Raw genomic sequence first — 26,633 nt, forward strand, 5'->3', positions numbered from 1 at the left:
CGGGGTCGCGCAGGGGTTCCGGCGCCCCCGATCGAGCCGGCGGGCAAGGCGCTCGACGCGGCGGGCAAGGCGCTGCACACGGCGGAGGCCGCCGGGATCACTCCCGGCGGCCTCCTTGTATCAGCGGTTCAGCGGTCAGAACCAGCCGGTGATGAGGCCCCACAGCCAGTCGAGGACGTCTCGTACGACACCCCCGCCGTTGCCGTTGCCGTTGCCGCGGTTGACGGTGACCGTGCCGGTGGCCTGGTCGCCGTCCTCCTGAGCGGCGATCACCGTGTACTTACCGGCATCCGTCTTCTTGGGGACTGTGACCGAGCTGGTGAAGGTGCCGTCCTCGTTCACGACCGCGGTGCCGAGGTCGATGACCTTGCCCTTCTTCGACTCGAGCGAGATCGCGACCGTCTCGCCGGGCTCGAAGTCCGCACCGGTCACGGTGAGGTTCTTGCCTGCGCTGACCGTCTTCGCCCCGACCTCGACGGTGCCGACGAATTCGCCGCCGCCGTCCTCGCCGGTGATCGTGAACGGCACCTGCACGCTCGTACCGTCCGCGGTGGCGACGGTGAGCTGCTGCTCGCCGGTCACGCCCTCCGGAACAGTGAACGTCAGGCTCGCACGCCCCGCCTCGTCCGTGGTGTTGATGATCGTCGGGTCGACGGCGCCCGTGGCGAGAACCGTGTCTCCGAGCGAGACGCTGGCCTCGGCCGGTGCGGGGTCTCCCCCGCTGAACGCGAGCGACGACAGGTCGATCGTGACCTGATCGCCGGCACTGTAGCCATCGGCATCCGCAGCACTGAGCGTCGCACCGACCGCGCGCTGGGCGAGGTCGGGCGAAGCCGTGCCGTTGGCGTCGAACCAGTCGACCATCGACTGCAGGTCGATCTTGCCGGTGTCGGCCTTGCCAGTGCCCTCAGCGAAGGTGAAGAAGTTGTCTCCACCGGCCGCGAGGAACGAGTTCGCCGCGACGACGTATGACGCCGCAGGATCGATCGGCTCGCCGTTCAGGGTGATCGAGGTGATCCGCTCCCCTGCCGCGGCCGTCGGGTCGTACGTGTACTGCAGACCCTCCGAGAGACCGAGCTTCAGGAACGGACGGCTCGCACCCGCCGGCTGCCACTGCTCCTCCAGCACGCCCTTCAGCTGCGCACCGGTGAGGTTCAGCGTGACCAGCGTGTTGGCGAACGGCTGCACCGTCGCCGCCTCGCGGAACGTGACGTTGCCGTCGGCATCCTGTCCGCCGGTGCCCGCGTACGTCAGGTTCGCCCTGATGCCGCCCGGGTTCATGATCGCGATGTCCGCGCCGGTCGCCCACTTGTGCACGTCAGCGACGAAGTTGCCGATGGTCGACTCGCCACCGCGGTTCTCCGCACCGTCGCTCTGAAGCGCACGGTTGAAGTCGCCGGTGATCGCACCGACCGACTCCGCACCGAGGATGTCGGCCTCGGCCTTGGCCGCATCGACGATCGCCTGCACATCGCCGTCGGCGTCGTACAGCGGTGTGATGACGTCCTTGCCGGTGACCGGGTCCTTCTCGGTCTTCGTCAGCGGCTTGATCTCGTTCGAGATCGAGAGCAGCTCCTTCGTCTCCGGGTCGACCTGCAGGTTCATCAGACCGAAGTTCTCGCCGTACTTCCCCGCCGAGATGACCGGACGGCCGTCGATGACCTGGTTGTACGCGAGGTGGGTGTGCGCCGAGACGATCGCGCTGACGCTGTCATCGACACCGGCGACGATCTCGCCCAGTGCTGATTCCGGCGTGATGCTCGAGGCGTCCGTGGACGTGGCGCCCTCGTGCACGAGGAGGACCAGCACATCGGCCTCGCCGTTGGCGCTGTCGCCGTCGGTGAGGTCGTCGGCGACGGCGTTGACCGAGTCGACGATGCCGCGCACCTCGAGATCGGAGATGCCCTCGGGCGAGACGAGCGAGTCGAGTTCTTCGGTCACTGCACCGATGAAGCCGACCCGCACACCGTCGAGCTCCTTGACCCATGCCGGTGCGAGTGCTGTCTCACCTGTCTCGGTGAGGAACACGTTCGAGGAGGTGTACTCCCAGTCCGCACGATCCTGCACGCGATCGCGCAGGTCTTCCCAACCCTGGTCGAACTCGTGGTTGCCGGCCGCGCTCACATCGAGACCGGCGGCGTTGAGCGCATCGATCGTCGGGTTGTCGTCGTTGATGAACGACGTGAACGTGGACGCTCCGATGAGGTCACCGGCGGCGGCGAACACCGTGTTCGGGTTCGCATCGCGCACCGACTTCACCGCGCCTGCGAGCACCGCGGCACCTGCCGCGACGCCATCGGCCTCGATACGGCCGTGGAAGTCGTTGATCGTGGCGATGTCGATGCTCACCGGCGGGATCTCGCTGGAGACGCCGACGATCACCGGGTCGTGATCGCTGGCGCGGAACGGCGTGCCCGACTCGGCTGCGCCGAACGAGTAGCCGCGGTCGCTCCACTCCGCCGCGTTGATCCCCCACACTCCCGCGCCGGTGACCGACTCGGTGAGTGAAGGCGATGCGATCGCGTGGTCGAGCGAGCCGAGCTCGCCGTCGAACGTGTAGGTGTACTGGCCTGCGGCCTTCGCCGGCACGAGGTCGGTCCAGCCGGCCTGTGCGAACACGTCGATCGGGTCTTCCTGACCGTAGGCGTTGAAGTCGCCGAGCAGCAGGATGTCTTCGCTTCCGCTGGTCTCTGCCAGCGTCTCGGTGAACCCGAGCAGCGACTGCGCCTGGGCGGTGCGGTCGGCGTTGAACCGGCCCTGACCATCGGCCGGCTCATCGCCGTCGCCCGACTTCGACTTGAAGTGGTTGGCCACGACCGAGACGATCTTGCCGTCGAGGTCGAAGGTCTGCGCGATCGGCTCGCGGGCGTTGCCCCACACGGTCTCGTCGACCACTGTGGCGCTGTCGCCGACGGGAGTGACGGCATCCGTCTTGTAGATGATCGCGTTCGTGATCACATCGGTGTCGGTGCTCAGCAGCGCCTCGGGCGTCGGGACGAAGTCCCACACATCCGAGCCGGCATCCGCGTTGAGACCGTCGACCAGGTCGGCGAGCGCCGTGTCGACCGGCTTGCCGAAGCGGACCGAGTTCTCCATCTCCATGAGCGCGACGACATCCGCATCCAGGTCGTTGATCGCCGTGACGATCTTCGACTTCTGAGTGGCGAACAGCTCTGCCGTCTTCGCGCCGCGCGCTTCGGAGTTCTCGCTCTGCAGCGTAGTGAAGTAGTTGAAGACGTTGAACGCGCCGAACTGCACATCGCCGCCGACCTCGGGGGGTGTGTCGCTGCGCGGGTTCTCGGTCGTGAACGTCGCCTTGTAGGCTGCGTCGCTCGCGTCATCGATCGCGATGATCGGCTGCAGGCGCCAGTCGTCGAAGCCGTACTGCAGCACGTAGCCGGTGTCGGCGAAGTCGACGACGTCGCCGTTTCGCACAGGATTGTCGGCCGTGAAGTACGGCTGCTCGCCCGTGTGAGCACCGCTGGTGACCTGCGAGTTCCAGCCGTCGTCGAGCAGGATGCGCTCGGCGCGGTTCGCGGCCGCGATGGCATCGGCGTCTGGACCGGGGCGCGTCGTCTCGGTGCTCTTGACGTTGAGCTCGCCGGGGTTCAGCCACAGCGTGCCGAAGTTGTACAGCTGGTGACTGGATGCCAGGCGATAGGTGCCGGCGGGTGCCACGAGCATGTTCTCGTATGCCTCGCGGTCGGTGCCGGTCACCGTCTCCGGAAGCGGAGCCGCTGCGGGAACGCCCACGCCTGCCGTGACGACGGAGACGTCCTGGACGGCTGCGGGCGAGATCTGGGTCTGACCGAAGTACTCCGAGACCGTGCCGGTGACCGAGACGAGGTCGCCGATCGCCAGAGTCGGGGCGAGCGCGTTCAGGAAGACGAAGACTCCGTCTGATGCGCCGGGAGTGGCGTCGGTGTCTCCGCCGCTGCCGGCGGTCTGGATCGAGATGCCCTTGTAGCCGCCCACGCGGTAGTCGCCGGTGACTATGCCCTCGACGGTGACGGCCTGGCCGTTGAGCGGAGACACATCGGTTGTGCCCTGCACATCGGCGATAGACGCCGTGGTGGGGTCGACCGGGTCCGTGGGATCGGTCGGGTCGGTGGGGTCGGTCGGGTCCGTGACGCCGGAGCTCTGCGGCGTGATCGTCGCCGAGAGCGTGAAGTCGGCGCTGTTGTCGTCGGTGTCGACGCCATCCGTGCGGTTCAGCGACTTGACGTCGGTGTTGCCCGCCGGCGGGGTCGCCGCGGCGGTCTCGAACGTGTTCGACGTGCCGTAGCCGAGAAGATCGACGACGCCGTCGGCGCCCGTGACCGATCCGGGGGTCAGTGTCACCGCAGCCGTGCCCTCGACAAGCGCCAGCGTGCCGTTGGTGCCGCTCGGAGTCAGCGTGGTGACGGCATCCGGGGTGGGCAGCGCAGCGCCGTTGGTGCCGTTGCTGTTGCCCTGGACGAGGAAGTACCCGCCGGCCGGGATCACGCCGGTCAGCGGCGCGACGCCGTTGAAGTTCGCGGTGCCTGTCGCCGAGCGGTACTGCAGCGACATGCCGTCGAGGGTGACGTCGGCGGCGGTCGGGTTGTACAGCTCGACGAACTTGTTCGTGAACGCCGCTCCCGCGCTTCCGCCGGACAGGTACGCCTCGTTGATGACGACGCCCGTTCCTGCGGTGTCGGCGAAGGCGGGCGTGGCGACCAGTGCGCCTGCGCCGAGGGCGAAGACACAGGTCGCGGCAAGGGTGCCGATGCGGCCCCTGCCTGTGCGATGCGACACGGGAACCTTGAGGTTCCGGTCGTCAGGGGCTGACATCATCGGTGCTGACTCCTCGGTCTGATCGAACGGCAGCTCGGGAAGGACTGCCGCGGTGTGCACTCACAGCGCACACACATGTTGAGGAGCCTACGGAGCGGCGCCGACATCCTCAATGGTGTTCACCCATTGCTAACCAGAGCGCCATGTAGCCCAGGACGATGGTCAAGCCGGAGCAGAGTCCTCGAATGCCTCGACCTCGAGTTCCCAGCGGTCCTTCGCCAGGCGATACCAGATGTAGAACGCGAAGCCGGAGAACACAGCCCACTCGATCGCGTAGAAGATGTTCAGCCAGTTGACGGTGCTGAGTTCATCCGGCGCGGGCGATGCGATGTCGATGAGCCCCTCCGGCGCATCGACGGACGCGAGGTACGGGCGATAGACCGACAGCTCTTCGACATCGTGCCACTGACCGAGCAGCATGGCGGGTGACATCTTGTTCATCGCCAACGGGTCGTCGGCGGGTGGAAGGCCGGGTCCCTCATCCGAGATCACGCGACCGGTGATCGTCGCCTCGGCGCCTGCGGCGTTCTTCTCCAGAGCGGATGCCGCGGCATCCGCCGTCTCGCGATCCGCAGCCCATCCGACCGCGACCGCGATCGAGGTGGCATCGTCGACGCGGAGCTGCCCTGTCACCCAGTAGCCCTCGGCGCCGTCGTTGAAGCGCGAGGACACGACCAGGAAGTCACCTGCGACCCACGTGCCCTCGGTCTCGACGCGCTGCCCGACATAGGGCTCCGGCAGATACTCGCCGGGTTCGACGACATCGGTGAGCGGCCGCACATCTTCCGTGATCCCGGCGGGCGGTGGCTCGGTGTCGATTGCGCGCTCGAACTGCCACTGCCCGAGGAAGGCGAACACACCGGCGACGACGAGCGACAGCACGAGCACGCCGATCCAGCGCGGGCGCAGCATGACCTCGCGCAGCGTCGGCGGAAACTCCCGCGAAGTCGTCACGATCTGCGTGCCGTTCAAGAGTGGTAGGGCGCGAGCACGACCTCGACGCGTTGGAACTCCTTGAGGTCGGAGTACCCGGTGGTCGCCATCGATTTGCGGAGAGCTCCGATGAGGTTGGCCGTTCCGTCTGCGACCGGGGCCGGCCCGTAGAGGATCTCCTCCAGCGTGGCGATGCCGTCGACCGCGACACGCCGGCCGCGGGGAAGCTGCGGGTGGTGCGCCTCGGGACCCCAGTGGAACCCGTGACCCGGAGCATCCGTCGCCCGTGCCAGAGCGACGCCGAGCATGACAGCATCCGCTCCCATGGCGAGCGCCTTGACGATGTCTCCCGACGTGCCGACGCCGCCGTCGGCGATCACGTGCACGTAGCGTCCGCCAGACTCGTCGAGGTAGTCGCGACGCGCTGCGGCGACGTCCGAGACGGCGGTCGCCATCGGGGCGTGGATGCCGAGAACCGCCCGCGTCGTGGACGCCGCTCCCCCACCGAATCCGACGAGCACGCCGGCCGCGCCAGTGCGCATCAGGTGCAGGGACGCGGTGTAGGTGGCGGCGCCGCCGACGATCACGGGGACGTCGAGGTCGTAGATGAACTTCTTCAGGTTCAGCGGCTCGGCGACGCTGGAGACGTGCTCGGCCGACACCGTCGTGCCGCGGATGACGAACAGGTCGACACCGGCTGCGACCACGGTCTCGTAGAGCTCCTGCGTGCGCTGGGGCGTGAGGGAGCCCGCGACCGTGACGCCCGCTTCGCGGATCTCGGCGAGGCGGGCCTTGATGAGTTCGGGCTTGATCGGCTCGGAGTAGAGCTGCTGCATGCGCACGGTGGCCTTGTCGGCCGGGAGACCGGCGATCTCGGCGAGCAGCGGCTCCGGATCTTCGTAGCGCGTCCAGACACCCTCGAGGTCGAGCACGCCGAGGCCGCCGAGCTGGCCCAGCATGATCGCGGTCTTGGGGCTGACGACCGAGTCCATCGGCGCACCGATGATCGGAGTGTCGAACTGGTAGGCGTCGATCGACCACCCGGTCGAGACGTCCTCCGGGTTGCGGGTTCGCCGTGACGGCACCACGGCGATGTCGTCGAACGTGTACGCGCGACGTGCGCGCTTGCCTCGGCCGAGTTCGATGTCCATGCTCACCCGTCCAGCCTACCCGGCCCGCAGGCCCGTGCCGGAGTCTGCTGCTGCAGTGCGCCCAGCATCCGCCCGCGAGGTGTCGCTTGGTGTCGCGTCACGCGCCGCCATGCGGCATCAAGAACCACCTCCCGGAATGTGCCGTGCCATCCGTCCGACGCAGGTGGCGCAGCCGATCGGGCTATCAGTTCCGTGGGGCGGATGCTCAGACCAGAGTGCTGGAGGTCGGCACCGGGTTCGAGAAGAGGTCGAGAACCGGGCAGTGCTCGTCGACGACCTTGCGGAGATTCGCGTACTCGTCTGCACTGTTCGGGCCCGAGATGTCGATCTTCAGGCGCACGTCGTGGAATCCGGCACGGCCTGACTCGTCGATCCCGAAGAGCTTCTGGACGTTGAGGTCGCCCTCCGCCGTGATCTCGATCTCGTCGATCGTCAGGCCCAGCGCCTGCGCGTACAGGCGGAACACGACGACCTGGCATGAGACCAGCGCGCCGAGCGCGTACTCGACCGGGCTCGCTGCCGCATCGTCACCGGCGAGCGCGCCTGGCTCGTCGACGAGGAAGCGGTGCTTGCCTGCACGCACCTCGGTGCCCACCGATCCGACGCCGCGGCCGACGACCTTGTAGGTGATCTCGGCGTTCGCCGGGTCGGCGGCGATGCGCTCGTTCCACGCCGTACCCGCATCGGTGAGGCGCTGTGCGCGCTCATCGGGGGTGACATCGGCGATGGGTGCGGTCTGGTCCTGGAGAAGAGTCATGACGCGACGATAACGGCGACTCTCGTGCGGGGCGACGGATGCCGTCATCCGGCGTCACATCACGTCACGCGGCGTTTTCTTGACCGCCGCGCATCGCGGCATCCGTTCGGGAGCAGCATGCGCCTATGTCGTGGCGCGTGCGGCGCGCTTCTCCTGCTGGTAGACGCGGATCGCCTCGTAGCGCTCGGCGGAGCGTGCCTTGCGCTTGGTGGCCTCCTGCTCGCGGTTCTTCGGCGGCGCGGAAGTCACGAGGGCGTCGAGAAGCGCACGGGTCGCCAGTTCGATCTCTGCGACGGCGTGGTCGAAGACCTCCTGATTCGCCCTGGAGGGCGCGTTCGTGCCGGAGATCTTGCGCACGAACTGCACGGCGGCGTCGTGGCACTCCTCGTCGGTCGCGGCAGGTTCCAGGTTGTTCAACGGGACGATGTTGCGGCACATGCCAGCACGCTACGCCGGTTCACGAGGTGGCGCGAGTGGCCGCGTCCTGGCGGCGCAAGCGGCACGAAGCGACACCTCCCGCAGCAGGTCGCGCGCCCTCGCCGCAGGAGGTGGTCGAAGAGGCCGCATCACGGCGGCGCACGCGGCACAAAGCGACACCTCCCGCAGCGGCACCTCCCGCAGCAGGTGGCGCCGGCGAAGGCCTACTTCTTGTAGTTGGGCGCCTCGACCACGATCTGCACGTCGTGGGGGTGCGACTCCTTGAGTCCTGCGGAAGTGATGCGCACGAACTTGCCGCGGGTCTTGAGCTCTTCGATCGTGCGGGCACCGACGTAGAACATCGACTGCCGCAGCCCTCCGACGAGCTGGTACGCCACCGCGGCGACCGGTCCGCGATACGGCACTTGGCCCTCGATGCCCTCGGGGATGAGCTTGTCATCGCTTGGCACGTCGGCCTGGAAGTAACGGTCCTTCGAGTAGGAGGTCTGCTTGCCGCGGGTCTGCATCGCACCGAGCGAACCCATGCCGCGGTACTGCTTGAACTGCTTGCCGGACTGGAAGACGATCTCGCCCGGCGACTCGTCGGTTCCGGCGAGCAGGGAGCCGAGCATGACGGCATCCGCTCCGGCGACGAGCGCCTTGGCGATGTCGCCCGAGTACTGCAGCCCGCCGTCGGCGATCACCGGCACGCCGGCGGGGCGCGCGGCGAGAGAGGCCTCGTACACCGCCGTCACCTGCGGCACGCCGACGCCGGCGACGACGCGGGTGGTGCAGATCGATCCGGGGCCGACGCCGACCTTCACAGCATCCACGCCGGCGTCGATCAGCGCCTGGGCGCCCTCGCGCGTGGCGACGTTGCCGCCGATGATGTCGATGTGCTCGAACGACTCGTCGGCCTTGAGGCGCTGCACGAGATCGATGACGCCCTGCGACTGGCCGTTGGCCGTGTCGACCACGAGCACGTCCACGCCCGCGTCCCGCAGCGCCTCAGCGCGCTCCCACGCATCGCCGAAGAAGCCGATCGCGGCGCCGACGCGCAGTCGGCCCTGGTCGTCCTTGGTGGCGAGGGGGTACTTCTCGCTCTTGTCGAAGTCCTTGATGGTGATGAGCCCGGCGAGCTTGCCGTCCTCGTCGAGCAGCGGCAGCTTCTCGACGCGGTGCTTCGCGAACAGCGCGATGACCTCACCGGCCGGCACGCCCACCTTCGCCGTGACCAGGTTCTCGGAGGTCATGACGTCCTTGACGAACGTGGTCTGGCGCTCGAAGCCCGACACGAAGCGCATGTCGCGGTTCGTGATGATGCCGACGAGGTGCCCGTCGGGGTCGACGACCGGCAGGCCGGAGATGCGGTACTTCGCGCAGAGGTTGTCGACCTCTTCGACGGTGGCATCCGGGCTGGTCGTGATCGGATCCGTGATCATGCCCGACTCGCTGCGCTTGACGCGGTCGACGTGGGCGGCCTGATCGGCGATCGAGAGATTGCGGTGCAGGATGCCGATACCGCCCTCACGCGCCATCGCGATGGCCATGCGGGACTCGGTGACGGTGTCCATCGCGCTGGAGAGCAGCGGCGTGGCGACCGAGATACGACGGGTGATGCGCGAGGACGTGTCGGCCTCGCTGGGGATCACGTCGGTATGACCGGGAAGGAGCAGCACGTCGTCGTAGGTGAGTCCGACGAAGCCGAAGGGATCGTGCTGTTCCATGGATGAGCCTCCTGCGCGCGCGTATGACCTGTTGTGCCGTCTGTACAGATTCTAAACGCCACAGGCGGGGGAACATTCCCGAATCCTTGTGTCGAGCATCCAGTCAGGCGAGTCGATCAAGTTACACCTGTGTCACCAATCCACGGCGTTGCTAGTGAATCGCCGTTTCCCGCACTACGCTCAAACCCAGCCCGCAGTCGACCCGAACCCGCGGCGAGCACTCACAGTGGAGGTTGCGTGGGACCCACGTCTACAGCCGTCCGTCGCGTCCGGCCATGGTTGGTCGCGCTCCTCGGCGTGCTGATCGCTCTATCAGCTCTGGTGCTCCAGCCACCGGCATCCGCCCTCGCAGACGAGACGGACGACGGCCAGGAGATCACCGATTTCTACTTCGCCGGGGTGATCACGTTCGATGACGAACCGATCCCCGACGTCACCGTCAAGATCGAGGGGAACGGCTTCGATGCCGAGACCGAGACGGATGCCGAGGGCAAGTGGCGACTCTATGTTCCAGAGAAGGATGCCTACACGCTCACCGTCGATGAGGACACGCTCCCCGAGGGCGTGATCGTCGAGGGCGACTCCGCATCGCAGGAGGTGGAGTTCGCGCTCACGAACACGAAGATCGTGAACCTGTTCCTCGGTGAGGGAGTGCGAGAGACGACGTCGTTCATCGATCAGCTGCTCTCCCGCATCGTGGGCGGGCTGAACTTCGGTCTGCTGCTGGGTCTGGCATCCATGGGCGCCGCCCTCATCTACGGCACGACGCGCCTGTCGAACTTCGCCCATGGCGAGATGGTCACCTGGGGCGCTGTGGTCGCGCTGCTCTTCACGACCTTCTGGAATCTGCCCCTCTGGCTCGGCATCATCGCCGCAGTCATCGGCGGCGGACTGCTAGGGCTCGCGCTGGATGCCGGTCTCTGGCGTCCGCTCCGGCGAAGAGGCCTCGGCATCGTGCAGCTGATGATCGTCAGCATCGGGCTCTCGCTGGCGCTGCGCTACGTCCTTCAGTACATGATCGGCGGCAGCACGTTCCAGTTGCAGGGTGCGAGCCCGACGCCGATCAAGTTCGGTCCGATCTCGCTGTCGTACATCGACATGATCGGCATGGGCACGAGCATTGTCGTCATCCTCGGCGTGGCCTTCTTCCTCACCCGCACCAGGGTCGGCAAGGCCACCAGGGCCATCTCCGACAATCCGCAGCTGGCCGCGGCATCCGGAATCGACGTCGACAAGGTCGTGCGGATCGTATGGGTGCTCGCAGGAGTCCTCGCGGCGATCTCCGGCGTGCTGTGGGCGTATTTCCGCCCAGGGGTGAAGTGGGACATGGGCATGCAGATGCTGCTGCTCATCTTCTGCGCCATCACACTCGGCGGCCTCGGCTCCGCGATCGGCGCGCTCATCGGCTCGATCATCGTCGGCCTGGCCGTCGAGGTCTCGACGCTGCTGGGCGTGCCGTCCGATCTCAAGTACGCCACCGCGCTGGTCGCGCTGATCGTGATCCTTCTCGTCAGGCCGCAGGGCCTGCTCGGGCGCAGGGAAAGGCTGGGCTGACGCATGGACTTCGGAAACATCTTCGGCAACACCGCCTCTTATCTCTTCAGCCCCACGACGATCGCGTACGCGCTCGCCGCCACCGGACTCGCCGTGCACTTCGGCTACGGCGGACTGCTCAACTTCGGAATGGCCGCGTTCATGGCGGTCGGCGGCTACGGGTATGCGATCTCGATCCTCAGCTTCGGATTCCCCTGGTGGGCTGGCGTGCTCGCGGGCGTGCTCGCCGGCGCGCTGTTCGCTCTGGTCCTCGGCATCCCGACTCTTCGTCTGCGCGCCGACTATCTCGCCATCGCGACGATCGCGACCGCCGAGGTGGTCAGGCTGCTCTTCCTCACCGAGCTGTTCCGCGAATGGACCAACTCGGCAGGCGGTCTCTCCGGATACCATCAGAGCTTCCGCGACATGAACCCGTTCCCACCCGGAATCTACGGCTTCGGCCCGTGGACCTACAACGAGAACGACCTGTGGGTGCGCGTGTTCGGCGTGCTGGTGCTCGCTCTGTCGGTGCTGCTCGTGTGGGCGCTGATGCGCAGCCCGTGGGGCCGGGTGCTCAAGGGCATCCGCGAGGACGAGGATGCGGTGCGCTCGCTCGGCAAGAACGTGTTCGCGTACAAGATGCAGGCGCTCGTGGTCGGTGGCGTCATCGGCGCTCTCGGCGGCGTCGTCTTCGTCCTGCCGTCCGCCGTGATCCCCGGCAGCTATTCGACATCGCTGACGTTCTTCCTGTGGACGATCCTGCTGCTGGGAGGGGCTGCGACCGTCTTCGGCCCGACGCTGGGCGCCGTGCTGTTCTGGGTCGTGTTCGCCTTCCTCGGCGGCCTGCTGCCCGAGATGGCGCGCGTCGGCTGGTTGCCGATGACCACGAACCAGGCCGACGTGGTGCGCTACATCGTGATCGGCATCGTGCTGATGCTGATCGTGATCTTCCGGCCGCAGGGCATCCTCGGAAACAAGAGGGAGATGACCTTTGTCAAGTAACAGCGCCCCCAGTGAAAGCACCCCCGGCGCTCCGGCGACCGGCAGCGTCACACGTCCCAAGAGCACGGGTCTCGCCAAGGGACCGGCGGAGCCCGGTGTCGCCAAGGTCGACCCCATCCTCATCGCGGACAACGTGAAGCGGCACTTCGGCGGCCTCACCGCAGTCGACGTCGATCACCTCGAGGTCCCCCGCGGCGCCATCACGGCACTGATCGGGCCGAACGGTGCAGGCAAGACGACGCTGTTCAACCTGCTGTGCGGCTTCGACAAGCCCAACGCGGGTACCTGGTCGTTCGACGGCACGAACCTGTCCGGGGTGCCGTCGTTCAAGGTCGCCCGTATGGGCCAGGTGCGCACCTTCCAGCTCACCAAGTCGCTGTCGCTGCTGACCGTGCTCGAGAACATGAAGCTCGGCGCACCGGGTCAGCGCGGCGAGGGCTTCTGGGCCGGGCTGTTCCCGTTCCTGTGGCGCGCGCAGGAGGCCGAGATCGAAGAGCGTGCGCGGGGACTGCTCGCCCGCTTCAAGCTCGACGCCAAGGAGAAGGACTTCGCCGCCTCGCTCTCGGGCGGGCAGCGCAAGCTGCTCGAGATGGCGCGGGCGCTGATGAGCGATCCTCAGCTGGTCATGCTCGACGAGCCGATGGCGGGGGTCAATCCCGCGCTCACGCAGTCGCTGCTCGATCACATCCTCGATCTGAAGGATCTCGGCATGACGGTGCTCTTCGTCGAGCACGACATGCACATGGTGCGCCACATCGCCGACTGGGTGGTCGTGATGGCCGAAGGCCGCATCGTCGCCGAGGGCCCGCCGAGCACCGTCATGGAGGACCCTGCCGTCGTCGACGCCTACCTCGGCGCCCATCAGGATGTGGACCTCGGCGCGGTCACTGGTCGTCTGCCGGTGATCTCGGATGCCGCGGCCGCGGAGCTGCGCGATCAGATCGAGGCTGAGGCCGAAGCCGAGATCGAGAGCCCCGGGGAGGGGAAGGCATGAGTGAAGGATCTGTCGACACGCGCGACGTCGTTGTCGAGATGACGGATGTGCACGCCGGCTACCTGCCGGGCGTGAACATCCTCAACGGCGCGAACCTCATCGCTCGCAAGGGCGAACTGATCGGCATCATCGGCCCGAACGGCGCCGGCAAGTCGACGCTGCTGAAGGCGATCTTCGGCATGGTGCAGGTGCGCGGTGGCGAGATCACGGTCAACGGCGAGAGCATCGTCGGGCTGAAGGCCGACCGGCTCGTCAGGCGCGGTGTGGCCTTCGTGCCGCAGACGAACAACGTCTTCCCCTCGCTGACGATCGAGGAGAACCTGCAGATGGGGCTCTATCAGAACCCCAAGATCTACAAGGAGCGGCTGGAGTTCGTCAGCGGCATCTTCGCGGAGCTCGGCACCAGGCTGAAGCAGCGCGCAGGTTCGCTCTCGGGCGGCGAGCGTCAGATGGTGGCGATGTCGCGTGCACTGATGATGGATCCGTCCGTGCTGCTGCTCGATGAGCCGTCGGCGGGGCTGAGCCCGGTGCGGCAGGATGACGCATTCATCCGCGTCTCCGACATCAACAAGGCCGGCGTCACGACGATCATGGTCGAGCAGAACGCCCGGCGCTGCCTGCAGATCTGCGACCGAGGGTACGTGCTCGACCAGGGCCGTGACGCGCATGAGGGCAGCGGGCGCGATCTGCTGAACGATCCGAAGGTGATCGGTCTGTACCTCGGCACGCTCGGCGACGCCGCGTAGCCCGCTCCGTTTAGGCTCGCCTCATGACGAGCGTTCTGTATCTGGGCGGCACAGGGACCATCAGCGCGGCGTGCGTGCGCCGTTCGATCGAGCGAGGACACGACGTGACGGTCGTGAATCGCGGGAGCGGGCGACGCGGACTGCCGGATGACGTCACCGTCGTGTCCGCGGACATCCGCGACCGTGCGGCGCTGAGGACTGCGCTCCGCGGTCGCGAGTTCGATGCGGTCGCCGACTTCCTCTCGTTCACCCGGGATCATGTCGCAGGCAACCTCGGAGCGTTCGCAGGGCGCACCGGGCAGTACATCTTCATCAGTTCAGCATCCGCCTACCAGAAGCCGCCGGCGCAGCTGCCGATCACCGAGCAGACGCCCTTGGAGAACCCGTTCTGGCAGTACTCGCGCGACAAGATCGCGTGCGAGGAGATGCTTTTCGATGCCCAGCGCGATATCGGCGTGCCCGTCACGATCGTGCGCCCGTCGCACACCTACGACGAACGGTCGATCCCGACGATGGGCGGCTGGACCGACATCGCCCGCATGCGCGAGGGGCGTCCGGTCATCGTGCACGGCGACGGGACGAGCCTGTGGACCATCACGCACTCCGATGACTTCGCCGTCGCCTTCACCGGGCTCGTCGGACGCTCGGAGGCGATCGGCGAGGCGTACACGATCACGGGTTCGCACGCGCCAACGTGGAATCAGATCTACGGCTGGCTCGCGGATGCGGCCGGGGTCGAGGCGCCCGACCTCGTGCACGTCGCATCCGACACGATCGCCGCTCTCGCACCGGAACTCGGTCCGACGCTGCTCGGGGACAAGGCGCACTCGATCGTGTTCGACACCTCGAAGGTGCAGGCAGTGGTGCCGGAGTTCGCCACGACGATCACGTTCGACGAGGGCGCGCGCCGGATTCTCTCCTACCACAACGCCCACCCGGACGCCCAGGTCGTGGATCCCGAGCGCGACGCCCAGTTCGACCGCCTCGCCGAGCACGCCCGCGCCGCCGCATAGCCCGGGCACCGCCGCTACGCGGGAGGTCGCACCGCCACCGCGCGGGATCGACTTCCCCCGCGGGCAGGTGTCTCAAGTGGCCGCCTACCCTCGCGCGACGCGACACGAAGCGCCACCTCCCGCCACCCGGCCTCCCCGCCCCGCGGGCAGGTGTCTCGAGTGGCCGCCTCACCTTGTCTCAAGTGGCCGCCACCCCTCGCGCCACGCGACACGAAGCGCCACTTCCCGCCCCGGGCCACCGCGCGGGCACGAAGAAGGGGCCCCGGATGACAGCATCCGGAGCCCCTTCTCACACAGTGTTACTTGATGCGGGTCGTGACGTTCTCGGCGTCGAACTCGTAGACGCCGATGGCGGCGCCTTCGGGGTCGTTGTCGTCGTTGAACGTGATCTCGCCGGAGTAGCCGTCGTAGTCGGCGGTGCCGCCTCCGTTGATGATCTCGGCGCAGTCGACGAAGCTCGTGCACTTCTCGCCTTCACCGGAACCACCCGAGACCTCCTGCATGGCACCGGCGATGTCCTCCCCCTCGACCGACACGGCCTGCAGCGCCGCGAGGGCGATGAGGATCGTGGCGTCGTACGCCTCTGCCGAATAGGTCAGGGCGTCGATCGGCTCGTTGCCCTCAGCCGTCCAGACCTCGTTCAGCTGGTCGATGAAGTCGTCGGGAAGCTCAGCGCCTGCGCGCGTGCCCTTCGATCCCTCGAGGCTGACACCGAGGTCCGGCCAGTCCTTCAGGTTGCCGTCGACGAGGTACAGCGCGCCAGTGTCGACGCCCGCGTTGCCGAGCAGCGGTGCGATCGTGGCGAACTGGTCGTACGACACGATGGCGACAGCATCCGGGTTCGCCGCGGCGACCGTCTGCACCTGGGCGTTGAACTGTCCGTCACCCTGGTTGTACGAGGCTTCGGCGACGACCTCGCCACCTGTGCCCTCGAACGTGGACTTGATCGCCTCGAACAGGCCCGTGCCGTACGGGTCGTTCTGGTAGATGATGCCGAGCGTCTTGTGCCCGTCCTCGGCGATCTGGTTGCCGAGCACCTCGCCCTGCAGGTTGTCGCTGGGAGCCGTGCGGAAGTACAGCGGGTTGATGCCGGTGAAGTCCGCCGAGGTGTTCGACGGCGAGACCGTGAGGATGCCGGATCCGGCGTTGCCGTCGAGGATCAGCTTCGTCACGCTCGAGGATGCCGCTCCCACCATCGCGGTGATGCCGGCGCTCTGCAGGTTCGTGATCGAGGTCTCGTACGCCTTGTTGTCGAGGTCGCCCTCGTCAGCGGCGGTGAGCTCGACCTGGATACCGGCTGCTGCGTCGTTGATCTCGGACACGGCGAGCTGCACACCGGCCTCCATCGGCGCTCCGAGGAAGGACAGCGACCCAGTGGACGGCAGCAGCGAGCCCAACTGGAGCGTCAGGTCGACCTCGGCCGGACGATCTCCGCCGCCGGTGTCTTCGGTCGCCTCTGGCGCGGGCGTGCTGCAGCCCGTGATCACAAGCGCCGATGCGCCGACCAGCGCGATGCCGGCAAGCCACTTCGTACGCGTCTGCGTGCGGTTCATAATGCTCCTTTGCAACGACGGACATGGCAATACATGCCCGGATGATCCCACCTTATGGTGGGCGCGAGCGTGCTGGGTATCGGTGCGCTAACGATCTTGTTTCGCCTTGAATACGGGCGTCAGGCGACGGGAGCCACCCGCGTGCGCCGACCGCGCCGACCGGCGCGCAGCAGGTCGATGACGAACACGCCGACCGCGATCCACACGATCACGAATCCGATCCATCGCTCGGGCGGCATCGGCTCGTGAAGCAGCAGCACGCCGGTGAGGAACTGCATGATCGGGGTGATGAACTGGATCATCCCGATCACCGTGAGATCGATGCGACGAGCGCCGGAGGCGAACAGCAGCAGCGGCACAGCCGTGGCGACACCGGCGAGGAGCATGAGCACGGTGTGCCACGTGCTCACGGTGCCGAAGGTGATGCCAGTGGTCTGCGCCACGACGACCAGCTGCACGATGGCGATCGGCATCAGCCAGAACGACTCGAGGGTGAGACCGCTCACGGCATCCACCGCGGGTCCGATCTTCTTCTTGATCAGCCCGTAGGTGCCGAAGGACGCCGTCAGCAGCAGCGCGATCCATGGGAACGCGCGGTACGCCACGACGATGACGACCACCGCGACGAGCGCGATGCCGATGGCCACCCACTGCAGTGTGCGGATGCGTTCGCGCAGCACGAAGACGCCGAGCAGCACCGTGGTGATGGGGTTGATGAAGTAGCCCAGCGCTGTCTCGACGACGTGCCCGCTGAGGGTTCCGATCAGGAACACCTGCCAGTTGACGTAGATCAGCAGACCGGCGAGCGCGGTCCACGCCAGCAGCCGCGGCTGCCGGATGATGGCGATGATGCGACGCCATCCGCGCGCGACGGTGAGCAGCAGCAGGCAGAACACGAGCGAGAAGACCACGCGCGCCGCGACGACCTCCCACGGCCCGGTCGGCACGAGCAGCAGGAAGTACAGCGGCAGCAGCCCCCAGATCAGGTAGGCGGCCACCGAGTACGCGGCTCCTGCTGCGCGGGTGCGGGGCGATGCTTCGAGGCTCACTGCTCCACCCTAGGACCGGCAAGGATGCGAAAAGGCCCGGATGCCGAAGCATCCGGGCCTTCTACGCTGTTGTCGAGTTGCTCAGCGAACGACGACTGCGAGAACGTCGCGAGCCGAGAGCACCAGGTACTCGTCGGCGCCGAACTTGATCTCGGTGCCGCCGTACTTGCTGTACAGGACGCGGTCGCCGACGGACACGTCGAGCGGGACGCGGTTGCCGTTGTCGTCGATGCGGCCGGGGCCGACAGCCACGACCTCGCCCTCCTGGGGCTTCTCCTTGGCGGTGTCGGGGATGACCAGTCCACTAGCGGTGGTCTGCTCTGCCTCGACCTGCTGGATGACGATGCGGTCCTCGAGCGGCTTGATGGAAACCGACACGGTCTACCTCTTCTTTCTTGACGCTGACACGAAAGACTTGTTCGCACTCTCAACCCGAGAGTGCTAATCACAAGTGTAGGGCGTCGGCTGGCACTCATGCAATGCGAGTGCCAGTTTCGGATGCGTAGTCTGAAGTGATGGACATGTCCGAGCTCACCGCGCTGCTCACCCCCGAGGGCCTTCGGCTGCTCGATGAGGTGGGCCCGATCGCTTCCGCTGGAGAGGTCGCCGGTGCCGTCTCGAGGCTGCGTGCGGCCGGGCACTCCCCCGATCTCGTGTCCGCTGTCGTGGGTCAGGCCCACCTGCGCACGAAGGCAGTACCGAAGTTCGGCGGCTTCGCCGAGCGGATGCTGTTCACCAGAGCCGGCCTCGAGCAGGCGACGCGTCTGGGGGTGGCGGCACGGCACGCGGGGCGCATGCGCCGCGCCGGAATCACACGCGTGGCTGACCTTGGCTGCGGCATCGGCGGAGACTCGCTCGCCTTCGCAGGTGCCGGGCTCAGCGTGGTGGCAGTGGATGCCGATGAGGTCACCGCCGCGATCGCCGCCTACAACCTGGCCCCCTTCGGCGAGCGCGGGTCGTTGAGCGAGCGCAGCGAGACGAAACGGGTTGAGCGACCGCAGGGAGTCGAAGCCACTGTGACGGTGCAGCACGGCACGGCCGAGGACTTCGTGAGCGCCGACTTCCCGAGCGCTAACTTCGGAGAAGTGCACGATCTTCGGACCAATTCAGCAGATTCCTCCGAAGATGCTGCACTTCTCCGAGATTCGCGCACGGCGGTCTGGCTCGACCCAGCCCGGCGCACGACCGGTCACAGCGAGACGCGGCGGGTCACGGCATCCGACTACTCCCCCTCACTCGACTGGGCGTTCGCCCTCGCCGCACGGATGCCGACCGGCATCAAGCTCGGCCCCGGTCACGATCGCGACAGCCTGCCTGCGGATGTCGAGGCGCAGTGGGTCAGCGCCGACGGCAGCGTGGTCGAGCTCGTGCTGTGGTCTCGTGAGCTCGCGCGCGACGGCGTGCGGCGTGCGGCGCTCGTGATCCGCGGTGACGAGTCGCACGAGCTCACGGCAGGGGCGGATGCCGAGGATGCCGAAGTTCGCGAGCTCGGTGCCTTCCTGCACGAGCCGGACGGCGCCGTCATCCGTGCGCGCTTGATCGGTGACGTCGCGCGCAGCATCGATGCCGGGATGCTGGACGAGAAGATCGCCTATCTCACCGGGGATGCCGCGTTGACGAGCCCCTTCGTGCAGTCGTTCCGGGTGCGCGAGGTGATGGCGGCCAATCCCAAGGCGATCAACACGGTACTCAGGGCCGCCGACATCGGCACGATCGAGATCAAGAAGCGCGGCATGGACATCGACCCGGCGGCGTTCCGGAAGAAGCTGAGCCTGAAGGGCTCGCAGACCGCCACGCTGATCCTCACTCGCGTCGGAGATCGGCGGATGGCGATCCTCGCCGATCGGGTGTGAGACTCAGCCGGGGGTCTCGCCCGTCTCGCCGTCGCTCACGAGGTCGTCGAACATCGGATCGTCGAACGTGAACTCGATCGGATCCCCGGTCTCGGGATCGAGCTCACCGACCGTGGCGCCCGTGGTGCGGATGATCGTGAGTTGAGGACCGCGCATCTTCGTTTGCTGCACGAAGTACTCCCGCGGCACGCCGTCGATGCTCGCGATGAGCGTGATGTCGGACTCGGCATCAGGGGCGCACGCCTCGAGGGGTCCTCCGTCGGCTGAGACGATGATGCAGACTCCGGCGCTCGTCCAGTTGCTCCACACGACCGTGTCGCCGTCATATCCGAGGATTCCAAGAGCGCTGCCTTCGTAGCCTTCCGCTTCGAGCTCGCGCAACTGCGCGAGCTCGGCATCGTTGTACTGCGACTCCCATCCGGACGAGGTCTGATCCCAGACCTGGATGACGGGCACCAATTCACCCGTCGGCGACATCATCATCGCCGCCATCAGCTGCTGTCCGGCTTTCTCCTCGCCCTCCGGTACTGTCGCGGTCGCATTGGGCCAGGCCGATTCGTCCAGCTGCTCAGACGGTATGCAGCCGTTCTTGTTCATCTCGTCAGGGCCGGTGATGATCACGCACGCCTCGTCGCCGTTCGATCGTTCCGCGCTCCAGATGACGAGACCGTACTGCTCTGTGAGCGGGGTGAGCGTCCCGGAGTCGTAGAGATCGCTCTCTTCGAGTTGCGCGCGTCGGTCTGCGTTGGCGGCACCGAGTGCGTACGCCTCGGCGTCCCAGCCCCACACCGCCCACCCGATGCCGAGGCCGAGGCCGAGTGCAGCCGCGACAGCGCCGAGAGCGAAGCCGATCGGATGCCGGCGCCACGGCCGCAGCGGAGCACGCTGTTGTGCGGATGATCCGCTTCGACTCGCTGTCGCTCGCTCAGCGCGTTTCGTCTCGCCTTCGGCTCGCTCAACGACCCGCCCCTGTTCTCGCAAGTGGGCTGTGTCTTGCGAAGAAACGACATCCTGCGGGAAGGCTGTGTCTTGCGAAGAATCGACATCCTGCGGGGCAACGACCTCCTGCGGGGCGTTGAGCGCAGGCAGCGAAGCAGCCGGAGCGGTGTGCTGAGCGAGCGCAGCGAGTCGAAGTGACGAAACGGGTTGAGCGACCGAAGGGAGACGAAGCCGTTGCTCCAGCTCGCGCAGCCGCTCGAGCTCGTCGGCGGACAGGCCGCCGTCGCGGCCGTACGCCTTGGCTTGCAGCATCCGCAGCTCTGCGGTCTCGTCGGCGGACAGCATCCGTCAGCCCAGATTCTCGAACTGCATGCCGGCCCAGATGAGCCAGCCCAGGCTGTAGATCGTCGCGGTGATGCCGAGGATCAGCGCCCAGAGCGCGATCGCGCGGCTCTCGACCGGTCGCCTGAGCGACATGATCGCCGCCACCACGGCGACGATCGCGAGCGGGATGCCCCAGCCGACGAACCACGATGCGCACAGCGCCACGATCGCCGCGAGCAGCGCCCATGGGGCGAGACGGGTGTTGTCCTCGGCGCCGGTGCTGTCGTGCGGCGCCCACTGCACGGCCGGCATCCCCGCTGTGTCCGCTGGTCCGCTGGCGACGACCGGCTCGACTCCGACGGGGCCTGTGGGCAGCTTCGTGTAGCTGTCACGCGGCGCGCCGGGCATCCGCGTCGCGCCGGCCGGGCGCTCGACCTCGGCGGAGGGACGCTCCACCTTCGGCTGTTCGCCCGACCGGCCCGTACCGCGTTGGTCGCTCATGCGGCATCCTCCGCCGGCGACTCGGCGATCTGGATCTCGGTGACCGGCAGCGTGGAGTCGGCACCGAACGCGAGCGTGGACGGGCGGCGGCCCGAGCTGATCAGGTCTGCGGCGAGCGCGGCGATCATCGCGCCGTTGTCGGTGCAGAGCGAAAGCGGCGGGATCCGCACGGTCACTCCCGCGGCCGCAGCACGCTCGATCGCGACGTCGCGCAGGCGCTTGTTGGCGATCACGCCGCCGCCGAGCAGCAGTCGCGGCACGCCCAGATCTGCGCACGCGGCGAGTGCCTTCGTGACGAGCACGTCGACGACTGCTTCGCGGAAGCTCGCGGCGACATCGGCCACCGGCACCTCTTCGCCCGCGGCCTCGCACCGCTCGACCCAGCGGGCGACGGCGGTCTTGAGCCCGGAGAACGAGAAGTCGTAGCGGTGCTTGACCAGGTCGTTCGCCTTGGACAACCCGCGCGGGAAGCGGATCGCCTTGGGATCGCCGCCGACCGCCGCACGGTCGATCTCGGGCCCGCCTGGGTACGGCAGTGACAGCAGCCGGGCGACCTTGTCGAAGGCTTCCCCCGCCGCGTCATCCATGGTCTCGCCGAGCAGTTCGACGTCGGTGGTGAGGTCGCGCACGTGCAGCAGCGAGGTGTGCCCGCCGGAGACGAGCAGCGCGATGGTCGGATACTCGAGCGGGTCGGAGTCCGGCGTGACGATGTCTGCGGCGATGTGTCCGACGAGGTGGTTCACGGCGTACAGCGGCTTGCCGAGCGACACCGCGAGCCCCTTGGCCGCTCCGACGCCGACCATCAGTGCACCGGCGAGACCGGGACCGCTGGTGACGGCGATCGCGTCGAGGTCTTCCAGTCGCACCTGCGCCTCGGCGAGCGCGGCCTCGATCGACGGCTGGAGTGCTTCGAGGTGCGCGCGAGCGGCGACCTCGGGGATGACGCCGCCGTAGCGGGCGTGCTCGTCCATGCTGGATGCGATCGTGTTCGACAGCAGCGTGCGGCCGCGGACGATGCCGATGCCCGTCTCGTCGCAGCTCGTCTCGATGCCGAGGACCAGGGGTTCGCTCATGCTGTGGTCTCCTTCTGCGCCGCGGCAGTCCACCGTCGCAGATCGAGCTTCATCACGATCGCGTCGACGTCGTCCGGCTGGTAGTAGTGCGGGCGGCGGGCGAGCTCCTCGAACCCCTCGGAGATGTAGAGTCCCTCGGCGCCCGGATTATCCGCGCGCACCTCGAGGAACACCTCGCGGGCGCCGCGGGCGGATGCTTCGGCGAGCAGAGTCCGCAGCATCCGGCGTCCTCTCCCCTCTCCCCTACGTGCTTCGACGAGGGCGATGGTCTGGATGTCGGCATCCGCGTTTCCACGGATCGAACGGAGCCCGGCGTATCCGATGATCTCGCCGTCCTCTTCGTCGACGAGGTAGTGGCTGTACTCGGTGACGAGTTCGGCCGCCATCGACTCGGCGCTCCACGCATCGCTCGGGAACGAGGCGTTCTCGATGGCCATGATCGCGTCGAGGTCGGCCGGGGTGGCGATGCGGATGGTCACAGTCCCACCCGCTTCGGGGCACCGGGCATCGTGACGTCGGGCTGGCGCAGGTAGAGGGGTTCGGCGCCGGCCAGCTCGCGCCCGGCGTTCGCGGCGCGGATGCCGACCCTTGCGAGGGCTGCGCCGTCGACCGTGGTGACCTCGCGCGCGTCGAGCCCGTCGAGATACGCCTCGGCGCCGGTGCGGGGCACGAGTACCGTGTCGGTCGTCAGGTGCGGGATGCCGTCGGCATCGAGCCCGCGGAAAGTGCTGATCGCGAGCTCCCTCCGGCGAGCGTCCGTGACGATCGCGAACGTGCCGACCTCCGGCTCGTCCTCGAGGATGCTGAGTGCCGCGGCGAAGTGGCTCGGCACGGCGATCACGGGGATGTGCCGGCCGAGCGCGAAAGCGCGCGCGGTGGCGATTCCGATCCGGAGCCCGGTGAAGGGACCGGGTCCCATACCTGCGACGACGTGGGTGATCTCGTCGCCCGCCTCGGCCAGAGCCCGCTGCAACAGGGAGCCGATGACCTCGGCGTGTCCGAGCGGGTCGGGACTCGACGCGTCGGCGCGGCGAGCACCAGCGGCATCGACGATCGCGACGGCCGTGCCCAGGGAGGTGTCGACAGCGAGAATCACGTCTCCAGGGTAGTCGGCCGCGCGCCGTGGTCGCTGAGCCTGTCGAAGCGCCCGACCCGGCGCACCTAGCCGGTCGCTGAGCCCGTCGAAGCGCCCCTAGCCGGTCGCTGAGCCCGTCGAAGCGCCCGGCGGGCGTTCCCAGCCGATCGCTGAGCCGGTCGCTGAGCCTGTCGAAGCGCCCGGCGGGCGTTCTAGCCGGTCGCTGAGCCTGTCGAAGCGCCCGGCGGGCGCACCTAGCCGGTCGCTGAGCCTGTCGAAGCGCCCGGCGGGCGTTGCAGGCGATTTCGCGACAGCCCCGGAAGGTCATCGCCGCGTTCCTCGATCAACGCCGTCTTCTTCTGTCGCGACCATCCCTGTACCTGTTTCTCACGGAAATACGCCTCGTCGATGCGATCGAATTCTTCGCCGTATACGAGAACAACTGGGCGCCTCCTACGGGTGTACGCGGCGGCCTTCTCGTCCACGTTGTTGTGTTCCCACACGCGGGCGATCACGTCAGCGAAGGCCGTGCTTCCGGTGTAGTAGCTCCCATCGGAGCATCTGAGTATGTACATCCATGGCATGGTCTCAGCATGCGCGCCGGGTGCGAGCGGATGCTGTGGCGCAGGCGATCTGTGGATAACCAGCCGGCGTTGCCTCGTGGGCCGCGGGCCCTTCGACAGGCTCAGGGACCGCTGAGTTCCTCCCCACCCACGTGGCCCCGCGGGCCCTTCAACAGGCTCAGGGACCGCTGAGTTCCGCCCCCTCCTGGGCCGTGGGCCCTTCGACAGGCTCAGGGACCGCTGAGTCCTCCCCACCCACGTGGCCCCGCGGACCCTTCGACAGGCTCAGGGACCGCTGAGTTCCTCCCCACCCACGTGGCCGCGGGCCCTTCGACAGGCTCAGGGACCACTACTTCGTGATGCGCTCTATCGTCACGACGCGGGGGGCGTCAGCATCCAGGTCCTCGTCGGCCACGTCGTCCCCCGCGACGCCCACAGGCCGCTCGAGCTCGATGTCCCACCAGGCATCCGCGATCGACGGGGCCATCTCGCGTCCCCACTCGATCACGACCACCGACCCCGCGAAGTCGATGTCGAGGTCGTCGAGCTCCGAGGCCGATCCCAGCCGGTACGCGTCCACATGCACGAGCGGCGCACGGCCGACGAGCGACGGATGCGTGCGCGCGATCACGAACGTCGGGCTCTGCACAGGACCGCGCACGCCCATTCCCGACGCGAGGCCGCGGGTGAACGTCGTCTTCCCCGCCCCGAGCGGACCGGTCAGCACGAGCAGATCGCCCGGCTGCAACTGCTCACCGATGATGAGGCCGAGGTGCTCCATGGCATCCGACGTCGCGATCTCGCGACGTCCGAGAAAGGCCGGATCGATCATGCGCCCCGCCGAGGCACGCGGTTGCCGATGCGCGTGACGATCTCGTAATTGATGGTGCTCGCGGCGTTCGCCCACTCCGTCGCCGAAGGCGCGCCGAGCGTCGGATCCCCGAACACCACGGCCTCGTCGCCGACCGCCACATGAGCGTCGCCGACGTCGACGACGAACTGGTCCATCGCGACGCGTCCGGCGACCGAGAACCGGCGTCCGTTGATCATGACGGGGCCGCGACCGGATGCCTGGCGCGGGATGCCGTCGGCATAACCGAGCGGAATCAGGGCGAGCGTCGTGTCGTGGTTCGCGCGGTGGTCGTAGCCGTAAGAGACGCCGGCGCCGGCCGGTACGCGACGCACGGCGGCGACGGACGCGCGCAGGGTCATCGCCGGACGCAGCCCGAGATCGGCGGACGAGCGGTCATCGAACGGCGAGAGCCCGTACAGCCCGATGCCGATGCGCACGGCATCCAGTCGCGTCTCGGGGTGATCGATCGCTGCGGCCGTGGCCGCGATGTGCCGGATCTCTGGGCGGATGCCGGCGGATGCTGCGGCAGCAGTGCCTGCCTCGAACCGCGCGAGCGCTTCGAGGTCATCGGCACGCGAGGCGTTGGAGAGGTGGCTGAAGAGGCCGATGATGCGGAGGCGTCCGATCCTCTCGAGCCGCGCGGCTTCGGCGAAGACACGACTCCAGTCGCCGGGCGCGACGCCGTTGCGCGAGAGCCCGGTCTCGAGCTTCAGATGCACTCCGACGGGTCCGTTCGCGCCCGCTGCGGCCCCGGCCGCTTCGAGCTGGTCGAAGGAGGAGATGCCGACCTCGATGCGGTCTGCCGCGGCCTGCTCGAAGCGTTCGCCCGGTTCATGCAGCCAGGCGATGATCGGGGCGTTGATGCCCTGCCGCCGCAGATCGACCGCCTCGGCGATCTCGGCGACGCCCAGCCTGGTCGCTCCACCCGAGAGCGCGGCGACGGCCGCTGATGCGGCCCCGTGTCCGTAAGCGTTGGCCTTCACGACGGCGATGACGTCGACGCCCGTGAGGCGACGGAAGTGCCGGGTGTTTTCGGCGATCGCCGCCATCTCGATGGTTGCTTCGCGGAAAGGCACAGTCGATGCACTCACAGCGGCTCCCCCTCGGCGACGACGAACGCAGTGGCGAGGCCCGCATCATGCGACATGGTCAGGTGCAGTTTCAGGATGCCTTTGCCGGTGACCGCGTCGGCAGTCGATCCCGTGAGCAGGAAATGCGGGCGGCCGGCTGGCTCGGATGCGATCTCGATCTCGGTCCAGTGCACGCCGTCCGACCCGCCGAGAGCCTTGATCAGCGCCTCTTTCGCGGCGTAGCGTGCGGCGAGCGACGGGAGCCTCAGCGTGCGTTCGGACGGGGCGAAGAGTCGCTCCATGAGCCGCGGTGTGCGGGACATCGTGCGCTCGAACCGCGGGATGTCCACGAGGTCGATGCCGGTCCCGATGATCACCGCTCCAGCCTACTCGGGCGGCTCTGGTCTCTTCATCCGCGCCCGCGCTCTCCCCGGCATCCACCCCGCCTGCGCTTCGCCCCGCGACCCGGCCGACACTTGTCAGTCCAGATCACACACGCCTGCCGAGAAACCGTGTTCTGGGCTGACAAGTGTGATCTGGACCGACGGATGAGCGGATGCCGCGACCCTACGTGTCAGGGTTGAGTGAGTCCACCGGTTTATAGCAAGTCCGCCTCGTGGGGCGAGTTGAAGGATCACCAATCTGATGAGTTTGAGTTCCCCGGTCGCGGTCGTCGCGGCCGATGATGGAGT

24 protein-coding genes are annotated in these 26,633 nt (G+C 67.7%); 6 read left to right on the top strand and 18 right to left on the bottom strand.

The features are described 5' to 3' along the window. Positions 1-135 precede the first annotated feature (135 nt). The 6 genes from J1M43_RS12465 to guaB all read right to left on the bottom strand — a co-directional run bounded on the left by J1M43_RS12465 (position 136) and on the right by guaB (position 9,800). Entirely contained in the window at positions 136-4,815 is a 4,680-nt protein-coding gene (locus J1M43_RS12465) for an ExeM/NucH family extracellular endonuclease (RefSeq protein WP_206476876.1), read from the bottom strand. 162 nt (positions 4,816-4,977) lie between these two features. Further along, positions 4,978-5,727, bottom strand: a complete 750-nt coding sequence (locus tag J1M43_RS12470) for an SURF1 family protein (RefSeq protein ID WP_206477387.1) — start codon at positions 5,725-5,727, stop codon at positions 4,978-4,980. Positions 5,728-5,783: 56 nt separating this feature from the next. Further along, a complete protein-coding gene (locus J1M43_RS12475) occupies positions 5,784-6,899 on the bottom strand; it encodes a GuaB3 family IMP dehydrogenase-related protein (protein WP_033104968.1) in 1,116 nt (371 codons plus the stop codon). Between the two features lie 205 nt (positions 6,900-7,104). Further along, the gene (locus J1M43_RS12480) at positions 7,105-7,656 is read right to left on the bottom strand and encodes an OsmC family protein (protein WP_206476877.1); all 552 of its coding nucleotides are present in this window, start codon (positions 7,654-7,656) and stop codon (positions 7,105-7,107) included. Between the two features lie 123 nt (positions 7,657-7,779). Next, a complete protein-coding gene (locus J1M43_RS12485) occupies positions 7,780-8,094 on the bottom strand; it encodes a DUF2277 domain-containing protein (RefSeq protein ID WP_033104969.1) in 315 nt (104 codons plus the stop codon). A 203-nt stretch (positions 8,095-8,297) separates the two neighbouring features. Continuing rightward, positions 8,298-9,800, bottom strand: a complete 1,503-nt coding sequence (gene guaB, locus J1M43_RS12490; RefSeq protein ID WP_206476878.1) for an IMP dehydrogenase — start codon at positions 9,798-9,800, stop codon at positions 8,298-8,300. Positions 9,801-10,037: 237 nt separating this feature from the next. On the opposite strand from guaB, the gene J1M43_RS12495 reads away from it, so the two are divergent. Genes J1M43_RS12495 through J1M43_RS12515 form a run of 5 tightly spaced genes read left to right on the top strand, consistent with a single transcriptional unit; the run spans position 10,038 to position 15,088 of the window. Next, positions 10,038-11,354 (top strand): branched-chain amino acid ABC transporter permease, encoded by a 1,317-nt coding sequence (locus J1M43_RS12495; protein ID WP_052166710.1) that lies wholly within the window; start codon positions 10,038-10,040, stop codon positions 11,352-11,354. Between the two features lie 3 nt (positions 11,355-11,357). Then, a complete protein-coding gene (locus J1M43_RS12500) occupies positions 11,358-12,335 on the top strand; it encodes a branched-chain amino acid ABC transporter permease (protein ID WP_033104972.1) in 978 nt (325 codons plus the stop codon). Continuing rightward, entirely contained in the window at positions 12,325-13,329 is a 1,005-nt protein-coding gene (locus tag J1M43_RS12505; RefSeq protein ID WP_033104973.1) for an ABC transporter ATP-binding protein, read from the top strand. Before J1M43_RS12500 ends, J1M43_RS12505 begins: the two co-directional genes overlap by 11 nt. Beyond that, positions 13,326-14,075, top strand: a complete 750-nt coding sequence (locus J1M43_RS12510) for an ABC transporter ATP-binding protein (RefSeq protein ID WP_033104974.1) — start codon at positions 13,326-13,328, stop codon at positions 14,073-14,075. Before J1M43_RS12505 ends, J1M43_RS12510 begins: the two co-directional genes overlap by 4 nt. A gap of 23 nt (positions 14,076-14,098) precedes the next feature. Further along, positions 14,099-15,088 (top strand): NAD-dependent epimerase/dehydratase family protein, encoded by a 990-nt coding sequence (locus J1M43_RS12515; RefSeq protein ID WP_206476879.1) that lies wholly within the window; start codon positions 14,099-14,101, stop codon positions 15,086-15,088. A gap of 299 nt (positions 15,089-15,387) precedes the next feature. Here J1M43_RS12515 and J1M43_RS12520 read toward each other — a convergent pair whose 3' ends face one another. The 3 genes from J1M43_RS12520 to groES all read right to left on the bottom strand — a co-directional run bounded on the left by J1M43_RS12520 (position 15,388) and on the right by groES (position 18,068). Further along, on the bottom strand, positions 15,388-16,641 hold the full coding sequence (locus J1M43_RS12520; RefSeq protein WP_206476880.1) for an ABC transporter substrate-binding protein: 1,254 nt from the start codon (positions 16,639-16,641) through the stop codon (positions 15,388-15,390). Positions 16,642-16,760: 119 nt separating this feature from the next. Further along, positions 16,761-17,690, bottom strand: a complete 930-nt coding sequence (rarD, locus tag J1M43_RS12525; protein ID WP_206476881.1) for an EamA family transporter RarD — start codon at positions 17,688-17,690, stop codon at positions 16,761-16,763. 81 nt (positions 17,691-17,771) lie between these two features. Beyond that, positions 17,772-18,068 carry a co-chaperone GroES gene (groES, locus tag J1M43_RS12530; RefSeq protein ID WP_033104978.1) on the bottom strand — a complete coding sequence of 99 codons (297 nt, stop codon included), beginning with the start codon at positions 18,066-18,068 and terminating at the stop codon, positions 17,772-17,774. A 137-nt stretch (positions 18,069-18,205) separates the two neighbouring features. Between groES and J1M43_RS12535 the strand changes: the two genes are divergently transcribed. After that, the gene (locus J1M43_RS12535) at positions 18,206-19,543 is read left to right on the top strand and encodes a class I SAM-dependent methyltransferase (RefSeq protein ID WP_241245228.1); all 1,338 of its coding nucleotides are present in this window, start codon (positions 18,206-18,208) and stop codon (positions 19,541-19,543) included. Between the two features lie 3 nt (positions 19,544-19,546). Here the strand turns inward: J1M43_RS12535 and J1M43_RS12540 are convergent, their stop codons facing one another. From J1M43_RS12540 to J1M43_RS12580, 9 genes are all read right to left on the bottom strand, one after another. Then, positions 19,547-20,827, bottom strand: a complete 1,281-nt coding sequence (locus tag J1M43_RS12540; RefSeq protein WP_206476882.1) for a hypothetical protein — start codon at positions 20,825-20,827, stop codon at positions 19,547-19,549. A gap of 3 nt (positions 20,828-20,830) precedes the next feature. Beyond that, the gene (locus tag J1M43_RS12545) at positions 20,831-21,307 is read right to left on the bottom strand and encodes a hypothetical protein (protein ID WP_206476883.1); all 477 of its coding nucleotides are present in this window, start codon (positions 21,305-21,307) and stop codon (positions 20,831-20,833) included. Next, complete coding sequence (gene tsaD / locus J1M43_RS12550) at positions 21,304-22,380, bottom strand: tRNA (adenosine(37)-N6)-threonylcarbamoyltransferase complex transferase subunit TsaD (RefSeq protein WP_206476884.1); 1,077 nt, start codon at positions 22,378-22,380, stop codon at positions 21,304-21,306. The genes J1M43_RS12545 and tsaD overlap by 4 nt, the downstream gene beginning before the upstream one ends. Continuing rightward, positions 22,377-22,859, bottom strand: coding sequence for a ribosomal protein S18-alanine N-acetyltransferase (gene rimI / locus J1M43_RS12555; RefSeq protein ID WP_206476885.1), 483 nt, complete (start codon positions 22,857-22,859; stop codon positions 22,377-22,379). Before rimI ends, tsaD begins: the two co-directional genes overlap by 4 nt. Beyond that, positions 22,856-23,476, bottom strand: a complete 621-nt coding sequence (gene tsaB / locus J1M43_RS12560) for a tRNA (adenosine(37)-N6)-threonylcarbamoyltransferase complex dimerization subunit type 1 TsaB (RefSeq protein ID WP_206476886.1) — start codon at positions 23,474-23,476, stop codon at positions 22,856-22,858. Before tsaB ends, rimI begins: the two co-directional genes overlap by 4 nt. Before the next feature lie 233 nt (positions 23,477-23,709). Next, on the bottom strand, positions 23,710-24,039 hold the full coding sequence (locus J1M43_RS12565; protein ID WP_033104985.1) for a GIY-YIG nuclease family protein: 330 nt from the start codon (positions 24,037-24,039) through the stop codon (positions 23,710-23,712). A 328-nt stretch (positions 24,040-24,367) separates the two neighbouring features. Then, complete coding sequence (tsaE, locus tag J1M43_RS12570) at positions 24,368-24,850, bottom strand: tRNA (adenosine(37)-N6)-threonylcarbamoyltransferase complex ATPase subunit type 1 TsaE (protein WP_206476887.1); 483 nt, start codon at positions 24,848-24,850, stop codon at positions 24,368-24,370. Next, positions 24,847-25,920, bottom strand: coding sequence for an alanine racemase (alr, locus tag J1M43_RS12575; RefSeq protein ID WP_206477389.1), 1,074 nt, complete (start codon positions 25,918-25,920; stop codon positions 24,847-24,849). Before alr ends, tsaE begins: the two co-directional genes overlap by 4 nt. A gap of 38 nt (positions 25,921-25,958) precedes the next feature. Next, the gene (locus J1M43_RS12580) at positions 25,959-26,318 is read right to left on the bottom strand and encodes a holo-ACP synthase (RefSeq protein WP_206476888.1); all 360 of its coding nucleotides are present in this window, start codon (positions 26,316-26,318) and stop codon (positions 25,959-25,961) included. Positions 26,319-26,633 lie beyond the last annotated feature (315 nt).

The sequence above is a fragment of the Microbacterium sp. KRD172 genome, from assembly GCF_017168295.1.
GTDB lineage: Bacteria > Actinomycetota > Actinomycetes > Actinomycetales > Microbacteriaceae > Microbacterium > Microbacterium profundi.

What these genes read in the sequence shown, in the direction of transcription:
- J1M43_RS12540 (WP_206476882.1), bottom strand. Translation starts at nt 20,827, where the DNA reads ATGCTGTCCGCCGACGAGACCGCAGAGCTGCGGATGCTGCAAGCCAAG.
- J1M43_RS12470 (WP_206477387.1), bottom strand. Translation starts at nt 5,727, where the DNA reads ATGCTGCGCCCGCGCTGGATCGGCGTGCTCGTGCTGTCGCTCGTCGTC.
- J1M43_RS12565 (WP_033104985.1), bottom strand. Translation starts at nt 24,039, where the DNA reads ATGCCATGGATGTACATACTCAGATGCTCCGATGGGAGCTACTACACC.
- J1M43_RS12510 (WP_033104974.1), top strand. Translation starts at nt 13,326, where the DNA reads ATGAGTGAAGGATCTGTCGACACGCGCGACGTCGTTGTCGAGATGACG.
- J1M43_RS12485 (WP_033104969.1), bottom strand. Translation starts at nt 8,094, where the DNA reads ATGTGCCGCAACATCGTCCCGTTGAACAACCTGGAACCTGCCGCGACC.
- J1M43_RS12465 (WP_206476876.1), bottom strand. Translation starts at nt 4,815, where the DNA reads ATGATGTCAGCCCCTGACGACCGGAACCTCAAGGTTCCCGTGTCGCAT.
- J1M43_RS12515 (WP_206476879.1), top strand. Translation starts at nt 14,099, where the DNA reads ATGACGAGCGTTCTGTATCTGGGCGGCACAGGGACCATCAGCGCGGCG.
- J1M43_RS12545 (WP_206476883.1), bottom strand. Translation starts at nt 21,307, where the DNA reads ATGAGCGACCAACGCGGTACGGGCCGGTCGGGCGAACAGCCGAAGGTG.
- J1M43_RS12535 (WP_241245228.1), top strand. Translation starts at nt 18,206, where the DNA reads ATGGACATGTCCGAGCTCACCGCGCTGCTCACCCCCGAGGGCCTTCGG.
- J1M43_RS12500 (WP_033104972.1), top strand. Translation starts at nt 11,358, where the DNA reads ATGGACTTCGGAAACATCTTCGGCAACACCGCCTCTTATCTCTTCAGC.
- tsaD (WP_206476884.1), bottom strand. Translation starts at nt 22,380, where the DNA reads ATGAGCGAACCCCTGGTCCTCGGCATCGAGACGAGCTGCGACGAGACG.
- alr (WP_206477389.1), bottom strand. Translation starts at nt 25,920, where the DNA reads ATGGCGGCGATCGCCGAAAACACCCGGCACTTCCGTCGCCTCACGGGC.
- J1M43_RS12520 (WP_206476880.1), bottom strand. Translation starts at nt 16,641, where the DNA reads ATGAACCGCACGCAGACGCGTACGAAGTGGCTTGCCGGCATCGCGCTG.
- J1M43_RS12480 (WP_206476877.1), bottom strand. Translation starts at nt 7,656, where the DNA reads ATGACTCTTCTCCAGGACCAGACCGCACCCATCGCCGATGTCACCCCC.
- J1M43_RS12475 (WP_033104968.1), bottom strand. Translation starts at nt 6,899, where the DNA reads ATGGACATCGAACTCGGCCGAGGCAAGCGCGCACGTCGCGCGTACACG.
- tsaE (WP_206476887.1), bottom strand. Translation starts at nt 24,850, where the DNA reads ATGATCGATCCGGCCTTTCTCGGACGTCGCGAGATCGCGACGTCGGAT.
- guaB (WP_206476878.1), bottom strand. Translation starts at nt 9,800, where the DNA reads ATGGAACAGCACGATCCCTTCGGCTTCGTCGGACTCACCTACGACGAC.